20 protein-coding genes are annotated in these 20491 nt (G+C 71.4%); 10 read left to right on the plus strand and 10 right to left on the minus strand.

Translation table 11 applies throughout. The annotated features are described in order from the left end of the window. Positions 1-85: 85 nt before the first annotated feature. The 3 genes from F6W97_RS08745 to F6W97_RS08755 all read right to left on the minus strand — a co-directional run bounded on the left by F6W97_RS08745 (position 86) and on the right by F6W97_RS08755 (position 3794). Positions 86-1729 (minus strand): glycosyl hydrolase family 18 protein, encoded by a 1644-nt coding sequence (locus F6W97_RS08745; protein WP_155369706.1) that lies wholly within the window; start codon positions 1727-1729, stop codon positions 86-88. A gap of 118 nt (positions 1730-1847) precedes the next feature. Beyond that, a complete protein-coding gene (locus tag F6W97_RS08750; RefSeq protein WP_155369707.1) occupies positions 1848-2423 on the minus strand; it encodes an isochorismatase family protein in 576 nt (191 codons plus the stop codon). Positions 2424-2501: 78 nt separating this feature from the next. After that, a complete protein-coding gene (locus tag F6W97_RS08755; protein WP_155369708.1) occupies positions 2502-3794 on the minus strand; it encodes a nicotinate phosphoribosyltransferase in 1293 nt (430 codons plus the stop codon). Between the two features lie 150 nt (positions 3795-3944). Here F6W97_RS08755 and clpS point away from each other — a divergent pair, with 150 nt between their 5' ends. From clpS to F6W97_RS08780, 5 genes are all read left to right on the plus strand, one after another. Beyond that, complete coding sequence (clpS, locus tag F6W97_RS08760; protein ID WP_120316753.1) at positions 3945-4247, plus strand: ATP-dependent Clp protease adapter ClpS; 303 nt, start codon at positions 3945-3947, stop codon at positions 4245-4247. A 10-nt stretch (positions 4248-4257) separates the two neighbouring features. After that, complete coding sequence (locus F6W97_RS08765) at positions 4258-4773, plus strand: DUF2017 domain-containing protein (protein WP_155369709.1); 516 nt, start codon at positions 4258-4260, stop codon at positions 4771-4773. Positions 4774-4837: 64 nt separating this feature from the next. Then, a complete protein-coding gene (locus F6W97_RS08770; protein WP_155369710.1) occupies positions 4838-5353 on the plus strand; it encodes a M67 family metallopeptidase in 516 nt (171 codons plus the stop codon). Between the two features lie 65 nt (positions 5354-5418). Next, entirely contained in the window at positions 5419-5733 is a 315-nt protein-coding gene (locus F6W97_RS08775) for a MoaD/ThiS family protein (RefSeq protein WP_155369711.1), read from the plus strand. A 175-nt stretch (positions 5734-5908) separates the two neighbouring features. Next, the gene (locus tag F6W97_RS08780) at positions 5909-6874 is read left to right on the plus strand and encodes a PLP-dependent cysteine synthase family protein (protein ID WP_155369712.1); all 966 of its coding nucleotides are present in this window, start codon (positions 5909-5911) and stop codon (positions 6872-6874) included. 139 nt (positions 6875-7013) lie between these two features. Here F6W97_RS08780 and F6W97_RS08785 read toward each other — a convergent pair whose 3' ends face one another. Further along, the gene (locus tag F6W97_RS08785; protein WP_155369713.1) at positions 7014-7505 is read right to left on the minus strand and encodes a hypothetical protein; all 492 of its coding nucleotides are present in this window, start codon (positions 7503-7505) and stop codon (positions 7014-7016) included. Between the two features lie 167 nt (positions 7506-7672). On the opposite strand from F6W97_RS08785, the gene murI reads away from it, so the two are divergent. The 5 genes from murI to F6W97_RS08810 all read left to right on the plus strand — a co-directional run bounded on the left by murI (position 7673) and on the right by F6W97_RS08810 (position 12039). After that, complete coding sequence (murI, locus tag F6W97_RS08790) at positions 7673-8467, plus strand: glutamate racemase (protein ID WP_155369714.1); 795 nt, start codon at positions 7673-7675, stop codon at positions 8465-8467. A gap of 67 nt (positions 8468-8534) precedes the next feature. After that, positions 8535-9281 carry an MBL fold metallo-hydrolase gene (locus tag F6W97_RS08795; protein WP_155369715.1) on the plus strand — a complete coding sequence of 249 codons (747 nt, stop codon included), beginning with the start codon at positions 8535-8537 and terminating at the stop codon, positions 9279-9281. Positions 9282-9299: 18 nt separating this feature from the next. Beyond that, on the plus strand, positions 9300-10076 hold the full coding sequence (gene rph / locus F6W97_RS08800; RefSeq protein WP_155369716.1) for a ribonuclease PH: 777 nt from the start codon (positions 9300-9302) through the stop codon (positions 10074-10076). Further along, the gene (rdgB, locus tag F6W97_RS08805; RefSeq protein WP_155369717.1) at positions 10073-10696 is read left to right on the plus strand and encodes an RdgB/HAM1 family non-canonical purine NTP pyrophosphatase; all 624 of its coding nucleotides are present in this window, start codon (positions 10073-10075) and stop codon (positions 10694-10696) included. Before rph ends, rdgB begins: the two co-directional genes overlap by 4 nt. A gap of 125 nt (positions 10697-10821) precedes the next feature. Further along, a complete protein-coding gene (locus tag F6W97_RS08810; protein WP_155369718.1) occupies positions 10822-12039 on the plus strand; it encodes an FAD-dependent oxidoreductase in 1218 nt (405 codons plus the stop codon). 339 nt (positions 12040-12378) lie between these two features. Here F6W97_RS08810 and hutH read toward each other — a convergent pair whose 3' ends face one another. The 6 genes from hutH to F6W97_RS08840 form a co-directional block, all read right to left on the minus strand. Next, positions 12379-13914: a histidine ammonia-lyase gene (hutH, locus tag F6W97_RS08815; RefSeq protein ID WP_155369719.1), complete on the minus strand. Its 1536-nt coding sequence runs from the start codon at positions 13912-13914 to the stop codon at positions 12379-12381. Next, positions 13911-15128 carry an imidazolonepropionase gene (gene hutI, locus F6W97_RS08820; RefSeq protein ID WP_155369720.1) on the minus strand — a complete coding sequence of 406 codons (1218 nt, stop codon included), beginning with the start codon at positions 15126-15128 and terminating at the stop codon, positions 13911-13913. The genes hutH and hutI overlap by 4 nt, the downstream gene beginning before the upstream one ends. After that, entirely contained in the window at positions 15116-16504 is a 1389-nt protein-coding gene (locus tag F6W97_RS08825) for a formimidoylglutamate deiminase (protein WP_155369721.1), read from the minus strand. Before F6W97_RS08825 ends, hutI begins: the two co-directional genes overlap by 13 nt. Continuing rightward, positions 16498-17697: an allantoate amidohydrolase gene (locus tag F6W97_RS08830; protein ID WP_155369722.1), complete on the minus strand. Its 1200-nt coding sequence runs from the start codon at positions 17695-17697 to the stop codon at positions 16498-16500. The genes F6W97_RS08825 and F6W97_RS08830 overlap by 7 nt, the downstream gene beginning before the upstream one ends. 142 nt (positions 17698-17839) lie before the next feature. Then, on the minus strand, positions 17840-19489 hold the full coding sequence (gene hutU, locus F6W97_RS08835) for a urocanate hydratase (RefSeq protein ID WP_155369723.1): 1650 nt from the start codon (positions 19487-19489) through the stop codon (positions 17840-17842). A 12-nt stretch (positions 19490-19501) separates the two neighbouring features. Next, positions 19502-20371 (minus strand): MurR/RpiR family transcriptional regulator, encoded by an 870-nt coding sequence (locus F6W97_RS08840; protein ID WP_407924562.1) that lies wholly within the window; start codon positions 20369-20371, stop codon positions 19502-19504. Positions 20372-20491: the final 120 nt, after the last annotated feature.

Below are 20491 nucleotides of genomic sequence, written 5' to 3' on the forward strand. Positions count from 1 at the left end.
GAGCTGGGGGGTGGGGCGTCGTGGCCAAACCGCGGGGGCCCCGCCGCACCCCCGGGGTCCCGGGGGGCCGCCCAGCCCTGCTGGATCAGGCAAGGCCGTTCTTGATCGCGGTGATGAGCTCACCGTTGGACGTGTCGCCGAACAGCTCCCAGAAGAACGCGCCGGCCAGGCTCTGGTTCTTGGCCCAGGTCATCTTGCCCTGGATGGTCGCCGGGGTGTCGTAGCCCCACCACTGCCCGTTCTTGAAGCAGTAGGCGGTGCCGCCGACGGTCCCGTTGGCCGGGCACGAGGTCTTGAGCACGTGGTAGTCCTCGTTGCCGGCCTCGTAGGTGCCCGGGGCCGCGCCGGTGGCCGAGCCGCCGGGGGCGGCCTGGGTGACGCCGGTCCAGCCGCGGCCGTAGAAGCCGATGCCGATGAGCAGCTTGCTGGACGGAACGCCCTTGCTCTTCAGCTTGGCGATGGCCGCCTCGGTGCAGAAGCCCGCCTGCGGGATGCCCGCGTAGCAGTTCAGCGGCGAGTGCGGGGCGGTCGGGCCCTGCGCCGCGAAGGCGCCGAAGAAGTCGTACGTCATCGGCATGTACCAGTCGACGTACTGGGCTGCGGCGCCGTAGTCGGTGGCGTCGAGCTTGCCGCCGTTGCTGCCGTCCGCGGTGATCGCGGCGGTGACCAGGTTGCCCGCGCCGAAGCGGCTGCGCAGGGCCTGCACCACGTTGCGGAAGGCCAGCGGGCCGCTGCTGTCGCAGGACAGACCGCAGGCGTTCGGGTACTCCCAGTCGATGTCGATGCCGTCGAACACGTCGGCCCAGCGCGGGTCCTCGACCAGGTTGTAGCAGCTGTTCGCGAACGCGGTCGGGTTCGCCGCGGCCTGGGTGAAGCCGCCGGACCAGGTCCAGCCGCCGAACGACCACACGATCTTGATGTTCGGGAACTGCTTCTTCAGCTTGCGCAGCTGGTTGAAGTTGCCGCGCAGCGCGCCCGCGTCCCAGGTGTCGGCGACGCCGTCGACGCTCTCCGCCGCGGAGTAGGCCCGGTCGTAGTCGGTGTACGAGTCACCGATCACGCACTGGCCGTTGGTCACGTTGCCGAACGCGTAGTTGATGTGCGTCAGCTTCGCGGCCGAGCCGCTGCTCACGATGTTCTTCACGTGGTAGGCACGCTGGTACTGCGCCCAGTTGGTGAAGTAGCCGATGACCTTCTTGCCCGGGGTCGGGTTGGTCGGGCTGCTCGACGGGCTCGGCGGGGTGCTCGGCGACGCGCTCGGCGAGGTGCTGGGCCGGGGCGACGGCGAGGCGCTCGGGCTGGTGCCGGGCGTGGTCGGCACGACCGACGGGCTGGCGCCGGTGGCGCAGTTCGCGCCGTTGACGGTACAGGCGGTCGGCTGGCCGGAGCCCGCCGTCACGAACCCGAACGAGGCGCTGCCGCCGGCCGGGATGGAGGCGTTCCAGGTGCCAGTGGCGGTGCGGGTCTGGCCCGAGCCGGTCAGGTTGGCGTCCCAGAACGAGCTGACGGTGGTGCCCGCGGGCAGCGTGAACACGAGCGTCCACGTGGCCGCCGCGCTGGTGCCGTTGGTGATCGTGTACTTGCCCTCGGCGCCACTTCCCCAGTTGGAGGTCTGGGTGTAGGAGGCGGTGACGGTGCCGGCCGCGTTCGCCATGGTGACGGCGCCGATGGAACCGGCGACGACCATGGCTGCAGTGGCGGCTATCAGGCGGGCCCGTGTTCTGAGCATGGCTCTCCCTTAATGATTGACACCTATCCCCCCGATGCGGCCAAACATTAAGTTAACTTTCCTTAAAATGGAAGAGCGTTTACCTAAAAGGTCCTTTAAGGTGCTCTGAGCAGCGGTTTCAGGCCGCGTTGGTGATCTCCACTCCGGACTCGCGGAGCGCGGTCAGCGCGAGCTCCGTCGATTCCGGGGCGACGCCGGCGGTCAGGTCGAGCAGCACCGTGGTCGCGAAGCCCTCCCGGGCCGCGTCGAGCGCGGTCGCGCGTACACAGTGGTCGGTGGCGATGCCCACCACGTCCACCTCGGTCACGTCGCGCATGCGCAGCCAGGCCGCCAGCCCGATGCCGCTGCTCTGCCCCTCGAACCCGGAGTACGCCGCGGCGTACTCACCCTTGAGGAAGATCGCCTCGATCCGGTCGGTGTCCAGCGCGGGGTGGAACTGCTCGCCGAAGGTGTCCGCCACGCAGTGCACCGGCCAGCTGCTGGAGAAGTCCGGCGGATTGCCGAAGTGGCCACCCGGGTCCTGGTGGTGGTCCTTGGTCGCGACGATGTGGTCCCAGCGGCGCGGCGAAGCGCCCTCGTCCGCGGCCAGGTGCGCCGAGACTCCGGCCGCCACCGCCGCCCCGCCCGCCACCGGCAGCGAGCCGCCCTCGCAGAAGTCGTTCTGCACGTCGACGATGATCAGTGCGCGGGCCATAGCCGCCTCCCCGGACAGACAACGGTGGTGCCTTCCACCGCCCATCATGCTGCTCCGGTCACGGCCGTCCCGCAACGATCACGTGGCGGTGGTCACCGTCACCGGCACAGCCGGGTCCCCGGCGGACAGCTTCAGGCCCTCCCACGGGATCGTGATCAGACAGTCGCGCAGGTGGGCCCGGCTGTCGGCCAGGGTAGGCAGGTCCGCGGCGAACTCGCCGCCGCGCACGAACGGGCGCTGCAGCAACCGGTCGCCGGGCTGTGCCGGGGGAGTCGCCAGCTGCGCGAGCACGATCTCCTCGACCGCGGTGCCGGTCGGCTTGTGCCGGCGGTACGCCGTCTTGCGCCCGCCGACGGTGGCCTTGTTCTCGGAGCGCTTCACCACCGGGCGGCCGTCCACTTCGACCAGCTTGTAGACCAGGCCCGCGGTCGGCGCGCCCGAGCCGGTCACCACCGCGGTGCCCGCTCCGTACACGTCGACCGGCTCGGCGGCCAGGGCGGCGATGGCGTACTCGTCGAGGTCGCCGCTGACGACGATCTTCACGTCCGGCGCGCCCAGCTCGTCGAGCAGCGTGCGCGACTGGGCCGCCAGCACCGACAGGTCGCCCGAGTCGATGCGCACCGCGCGCAGGCCGGGCCCGGCGACCGCGATCGCGTTGCGGATGCCCTGGCTGATGTCGTACGTGTCGACCAGCAGCGTGGTCTGCTCGCCCAGCGCCGCGACCTGCGAGGCGAACGCGGCCTTCTCGTCGTCGTGCAGCAGGGTGAAGGCGTGGGCTGCGGTGCCCGCGGTCGGGATGCCGTAGCGAAGTCCCGCGGCCAGGTTCGAGGTCGAGGCGAAGCCGGCCAGGTAGGCGGCGCGGGCGGAGGCCACCGCGGCCTCCTCGTGCGCGCGGCGCGAGCCCATCTCGATCAGCGGGCGGCCCCGGGCCGCGGTGACCATGCGGGCCGCGGCGGCGGCGATCGCGCAGTCGTGGTTGAGGATCGACAGGATCAGCGTCTCCAGCACCACACACTCGGCGAACGTGCCGGTCACCGTGACGATGGGGGAGCCGGGGAAGAAGAGCTCGCCCTCGGCGTACCCGTCGAGGTCGCCGCGGAAGCGGTAGTCGGTCAGCCAGGCCGCCGTCTGCTCGTCGACGACGCCCTTGTCACGCAGGAAGTCGACCTCGTCCGGGTGAAATCTGAACTCGGCGAGCTGCTCCAGCAGGCGGCCGGTCCCGGCGACCACGCCGTAGCGGCGGCCCTGCGGCAGCCGCCGCGCGAAGACTTCGAAGACGCTGCGGCGGTGGGCAGTGCCGTCGCGCAGCGCTGCGCTGATCATGGTCAGCTCGTAGTGGTCTGTCAGCAGACTCGGCGCCCCAGCATGCATCCCCACACCCTATGGCCTAGCCCGATCTTGTGCGGTGTCCCCCGTGCGCCGTGGTCGTGGCCTGGCCGCGGCCGATCCCCACAAGATCGTTTGAAGCTCGTCAGGACGGCACTTCCTCGTGCCTGTGTGTTGCCCGAATCAACTCGTAGGATGGGGGACGTGACCGCCGCCCCACAGACAGTTCCGGTTGATAAACCGGACATAGACGAAGCGTCGGAATTCGCCCGACCCTGGGTCACCATCGTGCACAACGATCCGGTGAACCTGATGAGCTACGTGACCTGGGTTTTCCAGCAGCTCTTCGGTTACAGCAGGGACAAGGCCGAACTGCTGATGCTCGACGTGCACCAGAAGGGCCGTGCCGTCGTCTCGGCGGGGGCCCGCGAGCGCATGGAGCACGACGCCAGCAGGCTGCATACGTACGGCCTGTGGGCCACGGTCGACCGACAGTGAGCGAGCGCGCATGACGATCTTCCGCAGAGTCGGCGCGGAGTGCGTGGCGGACTTTCGCGAGGACGAGGTACGGGTGCTGCGCAAGGTCGCCGAAGAGGTCGTCGGTCTGCTGACCGACGGCTTCGACCGCGAGGACCCCGTCGTCGGGAGACTGTTCCCCGACGTGTACCCCGAGGACGTCAAGAACTCCGCCGAGTTCCGGCGCTTCACCGAGGGCGACCTGAAGACCGCGAAGATCGACCAGGCCGGCGCGGTGCTGGCCGGGCTGCCCGAGGCCGGCAAGGGCGAGGTGCGCCTCGACACCGAGTCCGCCGAGGCGTGGCTGCGGGCCATCAACGACGCCCGGCTCGCGCTCGGCATCCGGCTGGAGCTGACCGACGACACGGTGGTGGAGTACGAGCTGGAGGAGGCGCTGGAGCAGGACGCCGGCTCGGCGCGGGTGTTCCAGCTCAGCGTCTACTCGTACCTCGGCTACCTCCAGGAGTCCCTGCTGGAGGCCGTCATCGGCGCCGACTTCCGGCGCTGACGCGCTGCATGGCGCGGGTCACAGGGCTGTTCGCGGACGGGTGCGGATCGGTAGGCTGGTCGCCGTGCTGACCATCCACAGGGAGATCATCGAGGCGATCGTCGCCCACGCCCGCCGGGACCACCCGGACGAGGCCTGCGGTGTCGTCGCCGGTCCCGTGGGCTCGGACGCGCCGGCGCGGCACATCCCGATGGAGAACGCCGAGCGTTCCACCACGTTCTACCGCTTCGACTCGACGGAGCAGCTGCGCGTGTGGCGGGAGATGGACGACCTCGACGAGGAGCCGGTGGTGATCTACCACTCGCACACGGCGACGGAGCCGTACCCCTCGCGCACCGACATCTCCTACGCGGGCGAACCGAACGCCCACTACCTTCTCGTCTCGACCCGCGACCCGCAGACCGCGGAGATCCGCTCGTTCCGCATTCTGGACGGGCAGGTGTCCGAAGAGCCGGTCCAGCTCGTTGGTGAGAGTATGGACGCCATGCGGAGCTACGAGGAGAACGGCGACCCGCACGCCGTGCAGTCGTTCATGTTCGGGCAGAGCCCGGCGGCGGTGGACTACGAGTGTCAGCGCTGAGCTGATCTCGCGCTTGGTCCCGACTACCGTCCGTTCGACTTTTCTTCTTTCAGGAGTTCTCTGCCATGGCCATCGACGTTCGCATCCCCACCATCCTGCGCTCCTACACGGGTGGCGCGAAGGCCGTCACCGGTGCCGGTGACAACCTCTCCGAGCTGCTCGCCAACCTCGACGGCACGTACCCGGGCCTGCGCGGCCGGCTGATCACGCCCGAGGGCGGCCTGCACCGCTTCGTGAACATCTACGTCAACGACGAGGACGTGCGCTTCCTCGGCTCGCTCGACGCCAAGATCAGCGACGGTGACACCGTCACCATCCTGCCGGCCGTCGCCGGTGGCGCCTTCGGCCTCGCCGCCGCGGCCGCCGTCCTCGGCCGCTGACCTTTCCCCGCCGCGACGATCTCGCGCGCAACCGTGGGTGAACGCGCCGGTGGGGCGTTCTCGCCGGTCCGCTCAGGCGGGCCGGCGGGACGACCCGCCGGCGTGGCCCGTTCCGGGCACCCGTCGGCGGCTCGTGTGCGATCGTCGCAGGCGACCTGCGCGAACGGAGCTGATCATGGCGCGTTTTGATTCACTGCTCGACGTCTGCGGGGACACGCCGCTGATCGGGCTGCCCCGGCTCAGCCCGGCCGTGCCGCAGGGCGCGCCGCCGGTGCGCCTGTGGGCCAAGCTGGAGGACCGCAACCCGACCGGCAGCGTCAAGGACCGGGCCGCCATGTACATGGTGCGCGCGGCCGAGGCCGACGGGCGGCTGCGCCCCGGGGCCACGATCCTGGAGCCGACCAGCGGCAACACCGGCATCGCGCTGGCCATGGTGGCCAAGCTGCGGGGTTACCGGCTGGTCTGCGTGATGCCGGAGAACGTCTCCACCGAGCGCGTCCAGCTGCTGCGCATGTACGGCGCGGAGATCATCTTCTCGCCGGCGGCGGGCGGCTCGAACCAGGCCGTGGCCACGGCGAAGCAGATCGCGGCCGAGCACCCCGACTGGATCATGCTGTACCAGTACGGGAACGAGGCCAACGCCCGCGCCCACTACGAGACCACCGGGCCCGAGCTGCTGCGCGACCTGCCCACGCTGACCCACTTCGTGGCCGGCCTGGGCACCACGGGCACGCTCATGGGCACCGGCCGCTACCTGCGGGAGAAGAACCCCGACATCCAGATCATCGCGGCGGAGCCCCGCTACGGCGAGGTGGTGTACGGCCTGCGCAACATCGACGAGGGCTACGTGCCCGAGCTGTACGACGCGTCCGTGCTGACCCGGCGGTTCTCCGTCGGCACCCGCGACGCGGTGCTGCGCACCCGGCAGCTCGTCGACGTCGAGGGCCTGTTCGTCGGCTTCTCCACCGGCGCCGTCGCGCACGCCGCCCTCGCGGTGGCCCACGAGGCCGCCAAGAACGGCCGCGCCGCCGACGTAGCCTTCCTCGTCGCCGACGCCGGCTGGAAATACCTGTCCACCGGCGCCTACACCGGCACCCTCAACGACGCCGAAACCGCCCTCGAAGGCCAGCTCTGGGCCTGACCGCCGCGCCGCCGCCGACCGCGTTCATCATGAACTTGTGGACGTGTTCGACGGCGTGTCGCCACCTGGCGCCGTGATCGAAAAAGAGCCCGACCGGGTTGACCGGTCGGGCTCTTTCGTGTTCGTGAGTGCCAGGGATTCAGAGGGTGGTGTAGGCGAGGGTGATGTTCGTCAGGAGGAGGAAGGTGGAGATGGTGAAGAGGATGAGGGGGAGGCGGAAGCGGTGGATCGCGGCGAAACCGGCGGCGATCGCGACGATGCCGAGCACTCCGATGGTCAGGGCGGTGGGCGCGTACCAGGTGGGCACGTCGAGGTTCGTGGCCAGCGCGACGGCCAGGCGGCCGCCGGGGATCAGGCCGAGGAAGCCCAGCGCGGCGGCCCAGGCGCACAGGCCCAGCAGCCGACCGGTACGCGGGGACGGGTCGTCCTCGCCGGGCAGCCGGAACCGCGACGTCACGGCGGTGCGCAGCCCGGTGCCCGCGCCGTCCTGGTCGTCGGGTGCGGTGCGCGCCGACGGCATGGCGGCAGGCTCGTCACTGGCAGTGCCCGGCGGGTTGCCGGCGGTGCCGGCCGGCGCCGCCGTGGCGAGGACGCCGTCGGCGTCGCGCTCGGAGTTCGACTCAGTACGCACTGTGCTCGCCAATCCTCTGCCTGACCTGCCCGTTGATCGGGCCGTGCACTGAGTGCAACGGTCTTCGGCGACGGTCCGTAACGGCAGGCTGATTACCGTGTCACGTTCGCGACATCTCGGAACGGACCGTTCCCCTGAAGGGGGGTTGGCCAAGTAGGCTGCGCAGCGTGACGGACGCGCCGATCGGCATCTTCGACTCGGGGGTCGGTGGGCTGACGGTGGCCCGCGCCATTCTCGACCAGTTGCCTCATGAACGCGTCGTCTACATGGCCGACACGGCACACGTGCCGTACGGGCCCAAGCCACTGGCCGACGTGCGCGCCTACGCCCTCGACTGCTTGGACGCCCTCGTCGAGCGCGGCGCGAAGATGCTGGTCATCGCCTGCAACACCGCCTCCGCCGCCTGCCTGCACGACGCGCGCGAGCGTTACGCCGTGCCCGTCGTCGAGGTGATCCGCCCGGCCGTGCGACGTGCCGTGGCCGCCACGCGCAACGGCAGGGTCGGTGTCATCGGCACCACGGCTACGATCAACTCAGGGGCGTACCAGGACTCGTTCGCCGCCGCGCCGCACCTGTCGGTGACCGCGGCGGCCTGCCCGCAGTTCGTCGGGCTGGTGGAGCGGGGAGTGACGTCCGGCCGGGCGCTGCTCGGCCTGGCCAGCGCCTACCTGGAGCCGCTACAGCGGGCCCAGGTGGACACGCTGGTGCTGGGTTGCACGCACTATCCGCTGCTCACCGGTGTGATCAGCCTCGTGATGGGGGATCAGGTGACCCTGGTGTCGAGCGCGGACGAGACCGCACGCGACGTCTACCGCGTCCTCGTGGAGCGCGACCTGCTGCGCCCGGACGACGCCCCGACTCCCGCGCACGAGCTGCTGTGCACCGGAGACCAGGAGATCTTCGACCGGCTGGCGAAGCGGTTCCTCGGATCCGCGCTGGACCCTGCGGGAGCGCGGGCATGAGCGAGCGAAGCGAGCGAAACATGGGCCTCGTGCCTTATGCCGATTCTCCGCGGAGCGGAGAATCGGCATGAGATTGACTGTCCTCGGCTGCGCGGGCAGCTTCCCCGGGCCGGAGTCGGCCTGCTCGGCGTATCTGGTGGAGGCGGACGGGTTCCGGCTCCTGCTGGACTTCGGCACCGGCTCGCTGTCGGCGCTGCAGCGCTACGCGAGCCTGAAGTCGGTCGACGCGATCCTGCTCAGCCACCTGCACTGCGACCACATGCTGGACGCCTGCTCGTACGTGGTGGTGCGCCGGTACGCACCGGACGGGCCGTACCCGCCGATCCCGGTCTACGCGCCCGCGGGCGCGCCGGAGCGCATCGCCACCGCGTACAGCTTGGACGAGGGTCCGCTGGACGACGTCTACACGTTCTATGCGCTCCAGCCGGGCAGCTTCCCGATCGGGCCGTTCCAGGTCAGCGTGGACCGGGTCAACCATCCGGTGGAGACGTACGGCGTGCGCCTGGAGCACGAGGGGCGGGTGCTGGCGTACTCGGGTGACACCGCGGTCTGCGACGCGCTGCTGCGGCTGGCCCAGGGGGCGGACCTGTTCCTGTGCGAGGCGAGCTATCTCGACGGCGTGGACAATCCGCCGGACCTGCACCTGACCGGCGGCGAGGCGGGCGAGATCGCGACCAAGGCGGGGGTACGCCGGCTGCTGCTGACGCATCTGGTCACCGCGTGGGGCTCGGAGGCGGAGACGCTGAACAACGCCGCCGCCACGTTCGCCGGACCCGTCGAGATCGTCCGCCCCGGTGCCCGGTACGAAGTTTGACCCCATAGGGTGGGTCGCATGACCAGACCTGATGGCCGTGCGGCCGACCAGCTCCGCCCGGTCACGCTGACGCGGAGCTGGAGCATGCATCCCGAGGGCTCCGTGCTGGTGGAGTTCGGCAACACCCGGGTGCTGTGCACCGCGAGCGTCACCGAGGGCGTGCCGCGCTGGCGCAAGGGCACCGGCCAGGGCTGGGTCACCGCCGAGTACGCGATGCTGCCGCGGGCCACGACGACCCGGTCCGACCGGGAGAGCGTCAAGGGCAAGGTCGGCGGGCGTACCCAGGAGATCTCCCGCCTGATCGGCCGCGCGCTGCGGGCCTGCGTGAACCTCAAGGCGCTGGGCGAGAACTCGATCGTCATCGACTGCGACGTGCTGCAGGCCGACGGCGGCACCCGCACCGCCGCGATCACCGGCTCGTACGTGGCCCTGCACGACGCGGTGAGCTGGCTGGCCGCCAAGAACATGCTGACCCGCAAGCAGACCGTGGAGACCACGCTGCACCGCTCGATCGCCGCGGTGAGCGTCGGCATCGTCAGCGGCGAGCCGCGCCTCGACCTCTGCTACGAAGAGGACGTGACGGCCGCGGTCGACATGAACGTAGTCTGCACCGGCACCGGGGACTTCGTCGAGGTCCAGGGCACCGGTGAGGACGGCGTCTTCGACCGCAAGCAGCTCAACGCCCTGCTCGACCTGGCCGTTGCGGGCTGCGAGACGCTGACCACGCTCCAGCGCCAGACGCTGGGACTGCCCACACTCGACGCGGCCGGGCTGCTGGAGGTGTTCCGCAAGTGAAGCTCCTGCTCGCCACGCGCAACGTCAAGAAGCTCGACGAGCTGCGCCGCATCCTGGCCGCCTCGCCGGAGCTGCTCCAGGTCGAGCTGGTCGGCCTCGACGACGTCCCGCCGTACGTCGAGGTCCCCGAGACCGGCCTGACCTTCGCGGAGAACGCGCTGCTCAAGGCGCGTGAGGGTGCCAAGCACACCGGCCTGCCCACGGTCGCCGACGACTCCGGGCTGGCCGTGGACGCGCTCAACGGCATGCCCGGCGTGCTCAGCGCCCGCTGGTCCGGCAAGCACGGCGACGACCGCGCCAATCTGGACCTGGTGCTGGCGCAGATCGGCGACGTGCCCGACGAGCACCGCGGCGCGGCGTTCGTCTGCGCGGCGGCCCTGGTGCTGCCCGGCGGCGGTTCCTCGCCGAACGGCCGCGAACACCTGGTCAGCGGCAAGATGGCGGGCCGGCTGCTGCGCGCCCCCCGCGGCGAGAACGGCTTCGGCTACGACCCCATCTTCGTGGCCGAGGGCAACACCCGCACCAACGCCGAACTCGAACCCGCCGAAAAAGACGCCATCAGCCACCGCGGAAAAGCCTTCCGCGCCCTCGCCGCCGTCGTCGCCAAAAACCTCTCCTGACCCACCGACCCCTGCCTCCCTCCCCCCGGGGCGGCGATCTTGCGTGGGTCGTGGGTACGACACACTCGAACCGGGCATATCCCTAACAGTTCGTGCAAGATCGTCGCGATCATGAGGAGCGGGGCGTGGCGGAGCGGGAGTCGCGGGCGCAGGTCTGCGTGGTGGGGAGTGGGCCGGCGGGGTTGATGCTGGCGTTTCTGCTGGCGCGGTTAGGGACCGAGGTCGTGCTGCTGGAGAAGCACGCCGACTTCTTCCGGGACTTCCGAGGGGACACGATCCATCCGTCCACCCTGGACGTGCTGGACGAGCTGGGGCTCGGCGAGGAGATCGCCAAGCTACCGGGGCGGCGTGAGCCCGGGGTGACGGTCTCGTTCGACGACGGGAACTACCAGGTCGGCGACTTCACCCGGCTGCGCAAGCCGCACAACTACCTGCTGATCCTGCCCCAGTGGGACTTCCTGGACCTGATCGCGGCCGAGGCCGCCAAGCTGCCGGGGTTCACGCTGCTGCGCTCGACCGAGGCGGTCGACGTGCTTCGGGACGAGACCGGGCGGGTCACCGGGGTCGCGGCGATCGGCCCCGACGGGGCCGCGGTGCGGGTGTACGCGGAGCTGACAGTGGCCTGTGACGGGCGGTCCTCGGTGATCCGGGACAGGCTCGGGCTGGTGCCGGTGGACTTCGGTGCGCCGATGGACGTGCTCTGGTTCCGGATCTCACGGGAGCCCGGCGACCCGGAAGGGCTGCTCGGCCGGGTCGGGGCGGGCGCGATGCTGGTCATGATCGATCGGCACGACTACTACCAGTGCGGGTACGTCATTCCGAAAGGCGGCTACGCCCGGGTGCAGTCCGAAGGGCTGGACGGGTTCCGGCGACGGGTCGCGGGGCTCGCGCCACCGACGGCGTCGGGCCGGGTCGGTGAGATCACCTCGTGGGACCAGTTGCATCTGCTGACGGTGCAGGTCAACCGGCTGGAGAAGTGGCACGTGCCCGGTGCGCTGTGCATCGGCGACGCCGCGCACGCGATGAGCCCGGTGGGCGGCGTCGGGATCAACCTCGCGGTGCAGGACGCGGTCGCCACGGCCCGGCTACTCGGCCCGAAGCTCCGGGCGGGCCGGTTGCGCACCGAGGACCTCGACCTGGTCCGCAAGCGCCGCATGTTCCCGACCCGGGTGACCCAGCGCGCCCAGCGCGTCGCCCAGAGCCGCCTGGTCGGCGCGGTGCTCCGCGCCGAATCCCCGATCAAGGCCCCCGGCGTGCTGAAACTCTTCCAGCGCTTCCCCGCCCTGCAGGCCGTCCCGGCCCGCCTCGTCGGCCGCGGCGTCCGCCCCGAACACGTCGCCTGACACACCGCCGGTCGCAACGTTAGCCGCGGCGGGCGGCGCGCTCCGTCAGGCGCGACGGGTGGCGCGCCCTCCGGCAGGCGCGACGATGGCGTGATGATCGCTGTTTCGTGCCAGAACCTGTGGTCTGACCGCACTTTCTGACACGAGACAGCGATCATCACGCCCTCCCGCCGTTGGCCGCGGGGATCTTGCGCGAACGGTGGGCAGTTCGTCCGTTTTGGGCGTGTCGTACCCACGGTCCGTGCAAGATCGTCGCCGCGCCGCGCCGCGCCGCGCCGCGCCGGGCCGCGCCGCGCGGGGCGGCGTGGGCGCAGGGTGGGGGCGGCGTGGGAGGCGGGGTCAGGCGAGGGGGCCGACTTCGGATTCGATGGTGTTGAGGAGGTGTGGGCCGGAGACGACGGCGCGGACCTGTTCCAGGATCGGGGCCATGAAGACGTCGGGGCCGGGTGTACCGATGACCGGGGTGAGCTGCTCGATGGCTATCCGGCCCGCGGGAGACGGGGTCAGCGGAGCGCGCAACTGGAGGCCGCGTACCGCTGCCAGCAGTTCCACCGCGAGCAGGCTGGTCAGGTTGTCCAGGACGGTGCGCAGCTTCTTCGCCGCGGCCCAGCCCATGCTGACGTGGTCCTCCTGCATGCCCGAGGTCGGGATGGTGTCGACGCTGGCGGGCGAGGCCAGCCGGCGGTTCTCGGCGACGATGCCCGCAGCGGTGTACTGGGCGATCATCAGGCCGGAGTTGACGCCCGCGTCGGGGCTCAGGAACGGCGGCAGGTCGCGGGAGCGGGTCATGTCGAGCAGCCGGTCGACGCGGCGCTCGCTGATCGAGCCGATCTCGGCGGCGGCGATGGCGAGGAAGTCGGCGGCGAAGCCGAGCGGCGCACCGTGGAAGTTGCCGGTCGACTCGACCCGGCCGTCGGGCAGCACCACCGGGTTGTCGGCGAGGCTGATCAGCTCCCGGGCGGCGACGGTGCGGGCGAACTCCAGGGTGTCGCGGGCCGCGCCGGCGACCTGCGGGGCGCAGCGCATGGAGTACGCGTCCTGGACGGCATGCTCGTGGTCGTCGCGGTGGCTGTCCATGATCGAGGACTGCTGGAGCAGCTTGTACATGTTGGCTGCGCTGGCGCCCTGGCCCGGGTGCGGGCGGATCTCGTGGATCGACGGGTGGAACGGCCGGTCGGTGCCGAGCATGGCCTCGATCGACAACGCCGCGGTCACGTCGGCCATGGTGCACAGGTGACCCAGGTCGTCGCAGGCCAGCAGCAGCATGGCGAGCATGCCGTCGGTGCCGTTGATCAGCGCCAGGCCCTCCTTGGAGCTGAGCGAGATGCCGCTGAGCCCGGCGGCGTGCAGGGCGTCCTCGGCGGCCACGCGTGCGCCGTCCTTGCCGAGCACCCAGCCCTCGCCCATGAGGACCAGCGCGCAGTGGGCCAGTGGGGCCAGGTCGCCGGACGCGCCGAGCGAGCCGTGCTCGGGTACCCACGGGGTGATGTCGTGGTTGAGCAGGTCGACGAGCGCCTGGGCGACGAGTGGGCGTACGCCGGAGTGGCCCAGCGCGAGCGAGCGGACCCGCAGCAGCATCATGGCCCGGACCACCTCGCGCGGCATGGGCGCGCCGATGCCGGCGGCGTGCGAGCGGATCAGCGCGTGCTGCAGTTCGGAGCGGCGCTCGGGGGCGATGAAGGTGTTCGCCAGCGCCCCGAAGCCGGTGGAGACGCCGTAGACGGGGCGGCCGGCGCGTTCGATGTCATCGACGATGGCGCGGCTGGCCTGCATCGCGGCGACGGCGGCCGCGCTGATGGCGACCTGCGCGTCGGCGCGGGCCACCGCGGCGACGGCGTCCGGGGCGATGCCGGTGGGTTCGACGATGACGGTCATGAGAGCACTCCCTTGTGCGGAGATTCCGATTGGTGCGATGCCCGCGGGTTAAGAAGGTGCCCTTCCTCTACGCATAGCGATTGGAGGGTGCCCTTCCTTACCACCGAGCTGGTCAGCGGGACGCCGGGGCGGTAGGCCAGGTGGAGGTGAGAGGGGGCGTCGAGGACGATCAGGTCCGCGGACGCGCCGATGCCGAGGTGGCCGAGGTCGGGGCGGCGCAGGGCGCGGGCCCCGCCTGCCGTCGCGGCCCAGACCGCCTCGGTGGGGGTCATGCCCATGTCCCGCACCGCGAGGGCGATGCAGAAGGGCATGGACGAGGTGTACGAGGAACCGGGGTTGCAGTCCGACGCCAGCGCGACGGTGACCCCGGCGGCGAGCAGGCGGCGCGCGTCCGGGTAGGGCGCGTGGGTGGAGAACTCGGCACCCGGCAGCAGGGTCGCGATCGTGTTCGAGTGCGCCAGGGCGTCGACGTCGGCGTCGGACAGGTGGGTGCAGTGGTCGGCGCTGGCGCAGTCGAGTTCGACCGCGAGCTGCACACCGCCGCCCATGGTGAGCTGGTTGGCGTGGATACGCGGTTTCAGCCCGGCTGCGATGCCGGCCTTGAGCACCCGGCGTGACTCCGCGACGTCGAACGCGCCGCGCTCGCAGAACACGTCGACCCAGCCCGCGTACTTCGCGCAGGCGTCCAGCATCGGGCCGGTGACCAGGTCGACGTAGCCGTCGGGGGAGTCCGCGGGTTTCACGTGCGCGCCGAGGAAGGTGACCTCGTCGGTGAACTCGGCCGCGATCCGGACCGAGCGGGCCTCGTCGAGGGTGCTGAGGCCGTACCCACTCTTGATCTCGATGGTGGTGGTGCCCTGCCGCAGCGCCTCGCCGACCAGGCGGGCCACGTTGGCGCGCAGCTGGTCGTCGGTGGCCTCGCGGGTCGCGGCGACGGTGGTGCGGATGCCGCCGCCGGTGTAGGGCTGCCCGGCCATGCGCGCCGCGAACTCCGGCGCGCGGTCCCCGGCGAACACCAGATGGCTGTGGCTGTCCACGAAACCGGGCAGCACCGCCGCCCCGCGTACGTCGAGGCGCTCGTCGGCGGCGGGGGCTGCGGCGGCCGGGCCCACCCACTCGACGCGCTCGCCGACGACCATCGCCGCGTCGCGCAGGATGCCCAGCTCCGGGTCGTTCGTGGTCAGCTCGCCGATGTTCGTGATCAGTAGAGACACGTGATCGCCTCCTGCAGTTCGCGGGCCACGTCCACGGAGACGTGCCGCCGGTCGTGGACGATCTCCCGGCCGTCGGCCAGCACGTGGGTGACGTCGGCGGCGCCCGCTGCGAACAGCACGCCCTCGGGGTTGATCCCCGCGGTGCGCGGGCTGTCCAGCGCCACGGTCACCAGGTCGGCACGCGCCCCGACCTCGATGCGCCCGGCATCGGGCCAGCCCAGGCTGGTGTGCCCGGCCACCGTCGCCGCGTTGCGCAGTTCCGCCGCGGTGAAGTGGCCGCGCTGCTCGGTGGCGAGGCGTTCGTCCAGCTCCAGGGCCCGTGACTCTTCGAAGAAGTCTATGACCGCGTGGCTGTCGCTGCCCAAGGTCAGCCGGGTGCCCGCATCGGCCAGCAGACGCGCCGGGCCGATGCCGTCACCCAGGTCGCGCTCGGTCGTCGGGCAGAAGCAGGCGTACGAGTCCGACAGCAGCGCCATGTCCCGGTGCGTCAGGTGCGTGGCGTGCACCGCCGTGAACGTCTCGTGCACCGCCCCGAAGTCCGCGAGGACCTCGGTCGGCGTACGGCCGTGCTCGGCCAGGCAGGCCTCGTTCTCGGCCCGCTGCTCGGACACGTGGGCGTGCAGCGGACGCCCCGCGGCCCACGCGGCCACGGTCGCCATCTGCGGCAACGGCACCGCCCGCACGGAGTGGATCGCCGCCCCGACGACCAGGTGCGGAGCCTCGGGCAGCGCGTCGACCCGGTCTGCCCAACGCAACGCGTCCCCATCTCCGAACCGCAGTTGCGGCCCTTCCAGCGGCTTGCCGTCCACCGAGGCGGTCAGGTAGAGCGTGTCCAGCAACGTGATCCGCACCCCCGCGTCCTGCGCCGCCGCGACGAGCGCATGGCTCATCGCGTTCGGATCCGCGTACGCCGTCCCACCCGGCCCGTGATGCAGATAGTGGAACTCACCCACGGACGTGATCCCCGCGAGCGCCATCTCGCCGTAAACGCCCCGCGCGAGCCGGTAGTACGAATCCGGGTCCAGCGCCCCGGCCACCCGGTACATCTGCTCCCGCCAGGTCCAGAACGACCCCCGGTCCCCGTGCGTCCTGCCCCGCAACGCCCGGTGAAACGCATGCGAATGCGCATTGGCAAACCCCGCCATGGTCAGCCCGGCCCGATAAACCGCCCCGCCCCCCACCCCCACCTCGCCGCGACGATCTTGCGTGGACTGTGGGGACGACACGCCTGAATCGGGCATATCCCTAACAGTTCGCGCAAGATCGTCGTGATCTTGGAGGCGGGTGACGCGGGTCAGGCGGTTTTCGTGGATTTCCAGGAGGACGTCGGGGGAGACGCCGTCGGGGAGCCAGGCGTACTGGCAGTGGATCAGCATGCGAGGTCTGCCAGGACGTCGGCGAGGGACTGGATGCCGGCCTCGCAGTCGGGGTCGGGAGCGTGTTCGGCGGGGGAGTGGGAGATGCCGGTGGGGTTGCGGACGAAGAGCATGGCGGTGGGGACGAAGGCGCTCAGGACGCCTGCGTCGTGGCCTGCTCCGGTGGGCAGGACGGGGGCGTCGTCGAGGAGTTTCGCCAGGCGGTCGCGCAGGCCGCTGTGGAACTCCGTCTCCGGGGAGACCGACTCCGCGGTCAGCGTGACCTTGGTGCCGTCCGTCATGGCCCGGTGCTGGGCGTGCAGGTGGACTCCGGCAACGACCTGCTCCATCGTCTCGGGGGAGTAGGCGCGGGCGTCGAGCCAGGCGCTGACCTTGCCGGGGACGGCGTTGGTGGCGTTCGGGTAGACCTGGACCCGGCCGATGGTGGCGTGCGCGCCGAGCCGCCGGGCCTCGTCGTTGGCGGCCAGCACCGTTGCCGCGAAGGTCAGCATCGGGTCGCGGCGGTCGGCCATCAGCGTGGTCCCGGCGTGGTTGGCCTCGCCGTGGAAGTCCAGCCGCCAGCGGCCGTGCGGCCAGATCGCGCTGGCCACGGCGACCGGCCGGTTCAGGTCGACCAGGGCGCGGCCCTGCTCGACGTGCAGTTCGACGTAGCAGCCGATGCGGCCCAGCAGGTCCGGGCGGGCTCCGGCCGGACCCGTGCCGAGCGCCGCGCGCATGGCCGTGTCCAGGGTGACGCCGTCGCGGTCGGTCAGCGCGGCCGCGGCGGCCGGGTCGACGAGCCCGGCGAGCAGGCGCGAGCCGAGGCAGGCCAGCCCGAACCGGGAACCCTCCTCCTCGGCGAACACCGCGATGCCGATCGGGCGGGCCGGGGTGACGCCCCGGGCCCGCAGCTCGTCGACCGCGAGCAGGGCACTGACCACACCGAGCGGGCCGTCGTACGCCCCGCCGTGCGGCACCGAGTCCAGATGCGAGCCGGTCAGCACGGCGCCCCCCGCGGCGGGATCACCCCACCACGCGAAGATGTTGCCGTTCCCGTCCTCCTCGACCACCAGGTCACGCGCCCTGGCCTGATCGAGGAACCACCCCCGCAGCGTCATCTCCGCCGCCCCGAACGCGTAGCGCAGGTACCCGCCGGTCTCGGGGTCGCGCCCCACCGGCGCAAGCTGCGCCCAAAGCTCCGTGAACGCGCTCACCCCGACACCTCCGCGCCGCCGCGCCCCGGCAGCCCGGTCGCGTGCGCCACCACCGCGGCGCGCGCCCGCGGTTTCGGGGAAACTGCAGCAATCAGGCTCGGCTTTCGTGCGGTTTCCCCGAAACCGCAGAGCATGCGCGCGCTCATGACTCGCGCATGGGGACGCGGACGCCGCGGTCGGTGGCGACGGTGGCGGCGAGGTCGTAGCCGGCGTCGACGTGGCGGATGACGCCCATGCCGGGGTCGTTGGTGAGGACGCGCTCGATCTTCTGGGCGGCCAGCGCCGTGCCGTCGGCGACGGTCACCTGGCCGGCGTGGATGGAGCGGCCGATGCCGACGCCGCCGCCGTGGTGGATGGACACCCACGACGCGCCGGAGGCGGTGTTGACCAGGGCGTTGAGCAGCGGCCAGTCGGCGATCGCGTCGGAGCCGTCGAGCATCGCCTCGGTCTCCCGGTACGGCGAGGCGACGCTGCCGCAGTCGAGGTGGTCGCGGCCGATGACGATCGGGGCCTTCAGCGTGCCGTCGGCGACCATCTCGTTGAACCGGACGCCGGCCTTGTCCCGCTCGCCGTAGCCGAGCCAGCAGATCCGGGCGGGCAGGCCCTGGAAGGCGACCTTCTCCTGCGCCATCCTGATCCAGCGCGACAGGGACTCGTTCTGCGGGAACAGCTCCAGCACGGCCTTGTCGGTGGCGGCGATGTCGGCCGGGTCACCGGACAGCGCGGCCCAGCGGAAGGGCCCCTTGCCCTCCTCGAACAGCGGCCGGATGTACGCGGGCACGAAGCCCGGGAACGCGAACGCCCGGTCGTAACCGCCGAGCTGGGCCTCGCCGCGGATCGAGTTGCCGTAGTCGAAGACCTCGGCCCCGGCGTCCATGAACCCGACCATGGCTTCGACGTGCTTGGCCATGCTCGCGCGGGCCCGCTCGGTGAACTCCTCCGGCTTGTCGGCCGCGAAGGTCTGCCATTCCTCCATGGCCACACCCTCGGGCAGGTACGACAGCGGGTCGTGGGCGCTGGTCTGGTCGGTCACGATGTCGATCTCGACGCCGCGGCGCAGCAGCTCAGGGAAGATCGTCGCGGCGTTGCCGACCACGCCGACCGACAGCGGGCGGCGCTCGCGCCTGGCGGCCAGCGCCAGCTCGATGCCGTGGTCCAGGGAGTCGGCGACCACGTCGAGGTAGCGGGTCTGCACGCGCCGGTCGAGGCGGGTCTTGTCGACGTCGACGACGATGCACGCGCCGCCGTTCATGGTGACGGCGAGCGGCTGCGCGCCGCCCATGCCGCCGCAGCCGCCGGTCAGCGTCAGCGTGCCGGCCAGCGTCCCGCCGAACTTCTTCTCGCCCACGGCCGCGAACGTCTCGTAGGTGCCCTGCAGGATGCCCTGGGTGCCGATGTAGATCCAGGAGCCGGCGGTCATCTGGCCGTACATGGTCAGGCCGAGCTGCTCCAGGCGGCGGAACTCGGGCCAGGTGGCCCAGTCGCCGACCAGGTTCGAGTTGGCCAGCAGCACGCGCGGGGCCCACTCGTGGGTGCGGAACACGCCGACCGGGCGGCCCGACTGGACGAGCATGGTCTCGTCGTCCTTGAGCGTGGTCAGGGTGCGGATCAGCGCGTGGAAGCTGGGCCAGTCACGGGCCGCCTTGCCGGTGCCGCCGTACACCACCAGGTCCTGGGGGCGCTCGGCGACGTCCGGGTCCAGGTTGTTGCTCAGCATCCGGATCGCCGCCTCCTGCGGCCAGCCCAACGCGGTGCGGGTGGTGCCGGTCGCGGCACGGATGATCTGCTCCATCGCTTCCCCTACCTATTCCATGAAGACGCTGCGGCGGGTGGCCGAGCTCTCGAAGTGTTCGAGCCGGCGCTGGGTGGCCGCCGGGTCGACGTCGCTGATGGCCTGCAGCAGCACCATGGTCAGCACCATGGGCGCGGTGTGCAGGTCGAACACGAGCTGGGAGCCGACCGCGGCGGTGAGCGTCACGTCGGCGAGGTCGGCGGCGGGGCTGACCGGCGAGTCGGTCACCACGACCACCTTCAGGCCCAGGCTGCGGGCCTCGCCGAGGGCGTCGCGCAGTTCCCGGGGGTATCGCGGCAGCGCGTACGCCAGCACGGCCCGCGCGCCGGAGTCGGCGCACTGTTCAAGCCGCTCGGCGAGCATGCTGCCGCCGGTGTCCAGCACCCGCACCTCGGGGTGGATCTTGGCGGCGAAGTAGCCGAAGTAGCCCGCGAGCGGGGCGGCGGCACGCAGGCCGACCACGGGCAGCGGGCGGCTGGCGGCCAGCAGCCCGGCGGCGGCGTGCACCGCGGCCGGGTCGGCCAGGTGGTCGGCGAGCCGGGTCAGGTTGGCCATCTCGTCGCGTACGGCACGCTGCAGGTCGTTGTCGCTGTCTGCGGCGGTCCCGGCGCGCTGCCCCGCGGTGAGCTCCCGCAGGCGGCGGCGCAGCGCGGGATAGCCGTCGAAGCCCAGTGCCATCGCGAACCGGGTCACCGACGGCTGGCTGACCTGTGCCAGCTCGGCGACCTCGGCCGCGGACAGGTAGGCGACGGTGTCGGCGTGGTGCACGAGCTCGCGGGCGATGCGCCGCTGGGTGGGGGTCAGGCGGGCGCCCTGCACGAGCGAGCGCACCCCGGCTGTCGCCCCGGTCGCAGCCCCGGTGGGCGCGTCGGTTGTTGGCACCACATTCACATCGACACTGTATGCAAAATTTCATTCAGCGACAATCTCGGGTCTGTCCCGGCGGCGGTCGGACATGATAGAACTCGCACACGGATTCATGTTCGCCGTGGAAGGTGCGTC

The organism is Catellatospora vulcania (assembly GCF_009720385.1).
Taxonomy (GTDB): domain Bacteria; phylum Actinomycetota; class Actinomycetes; order Mycobacteriales; family Micromonosporaceae; genus Catellatospora; species Catellatospora vulcania.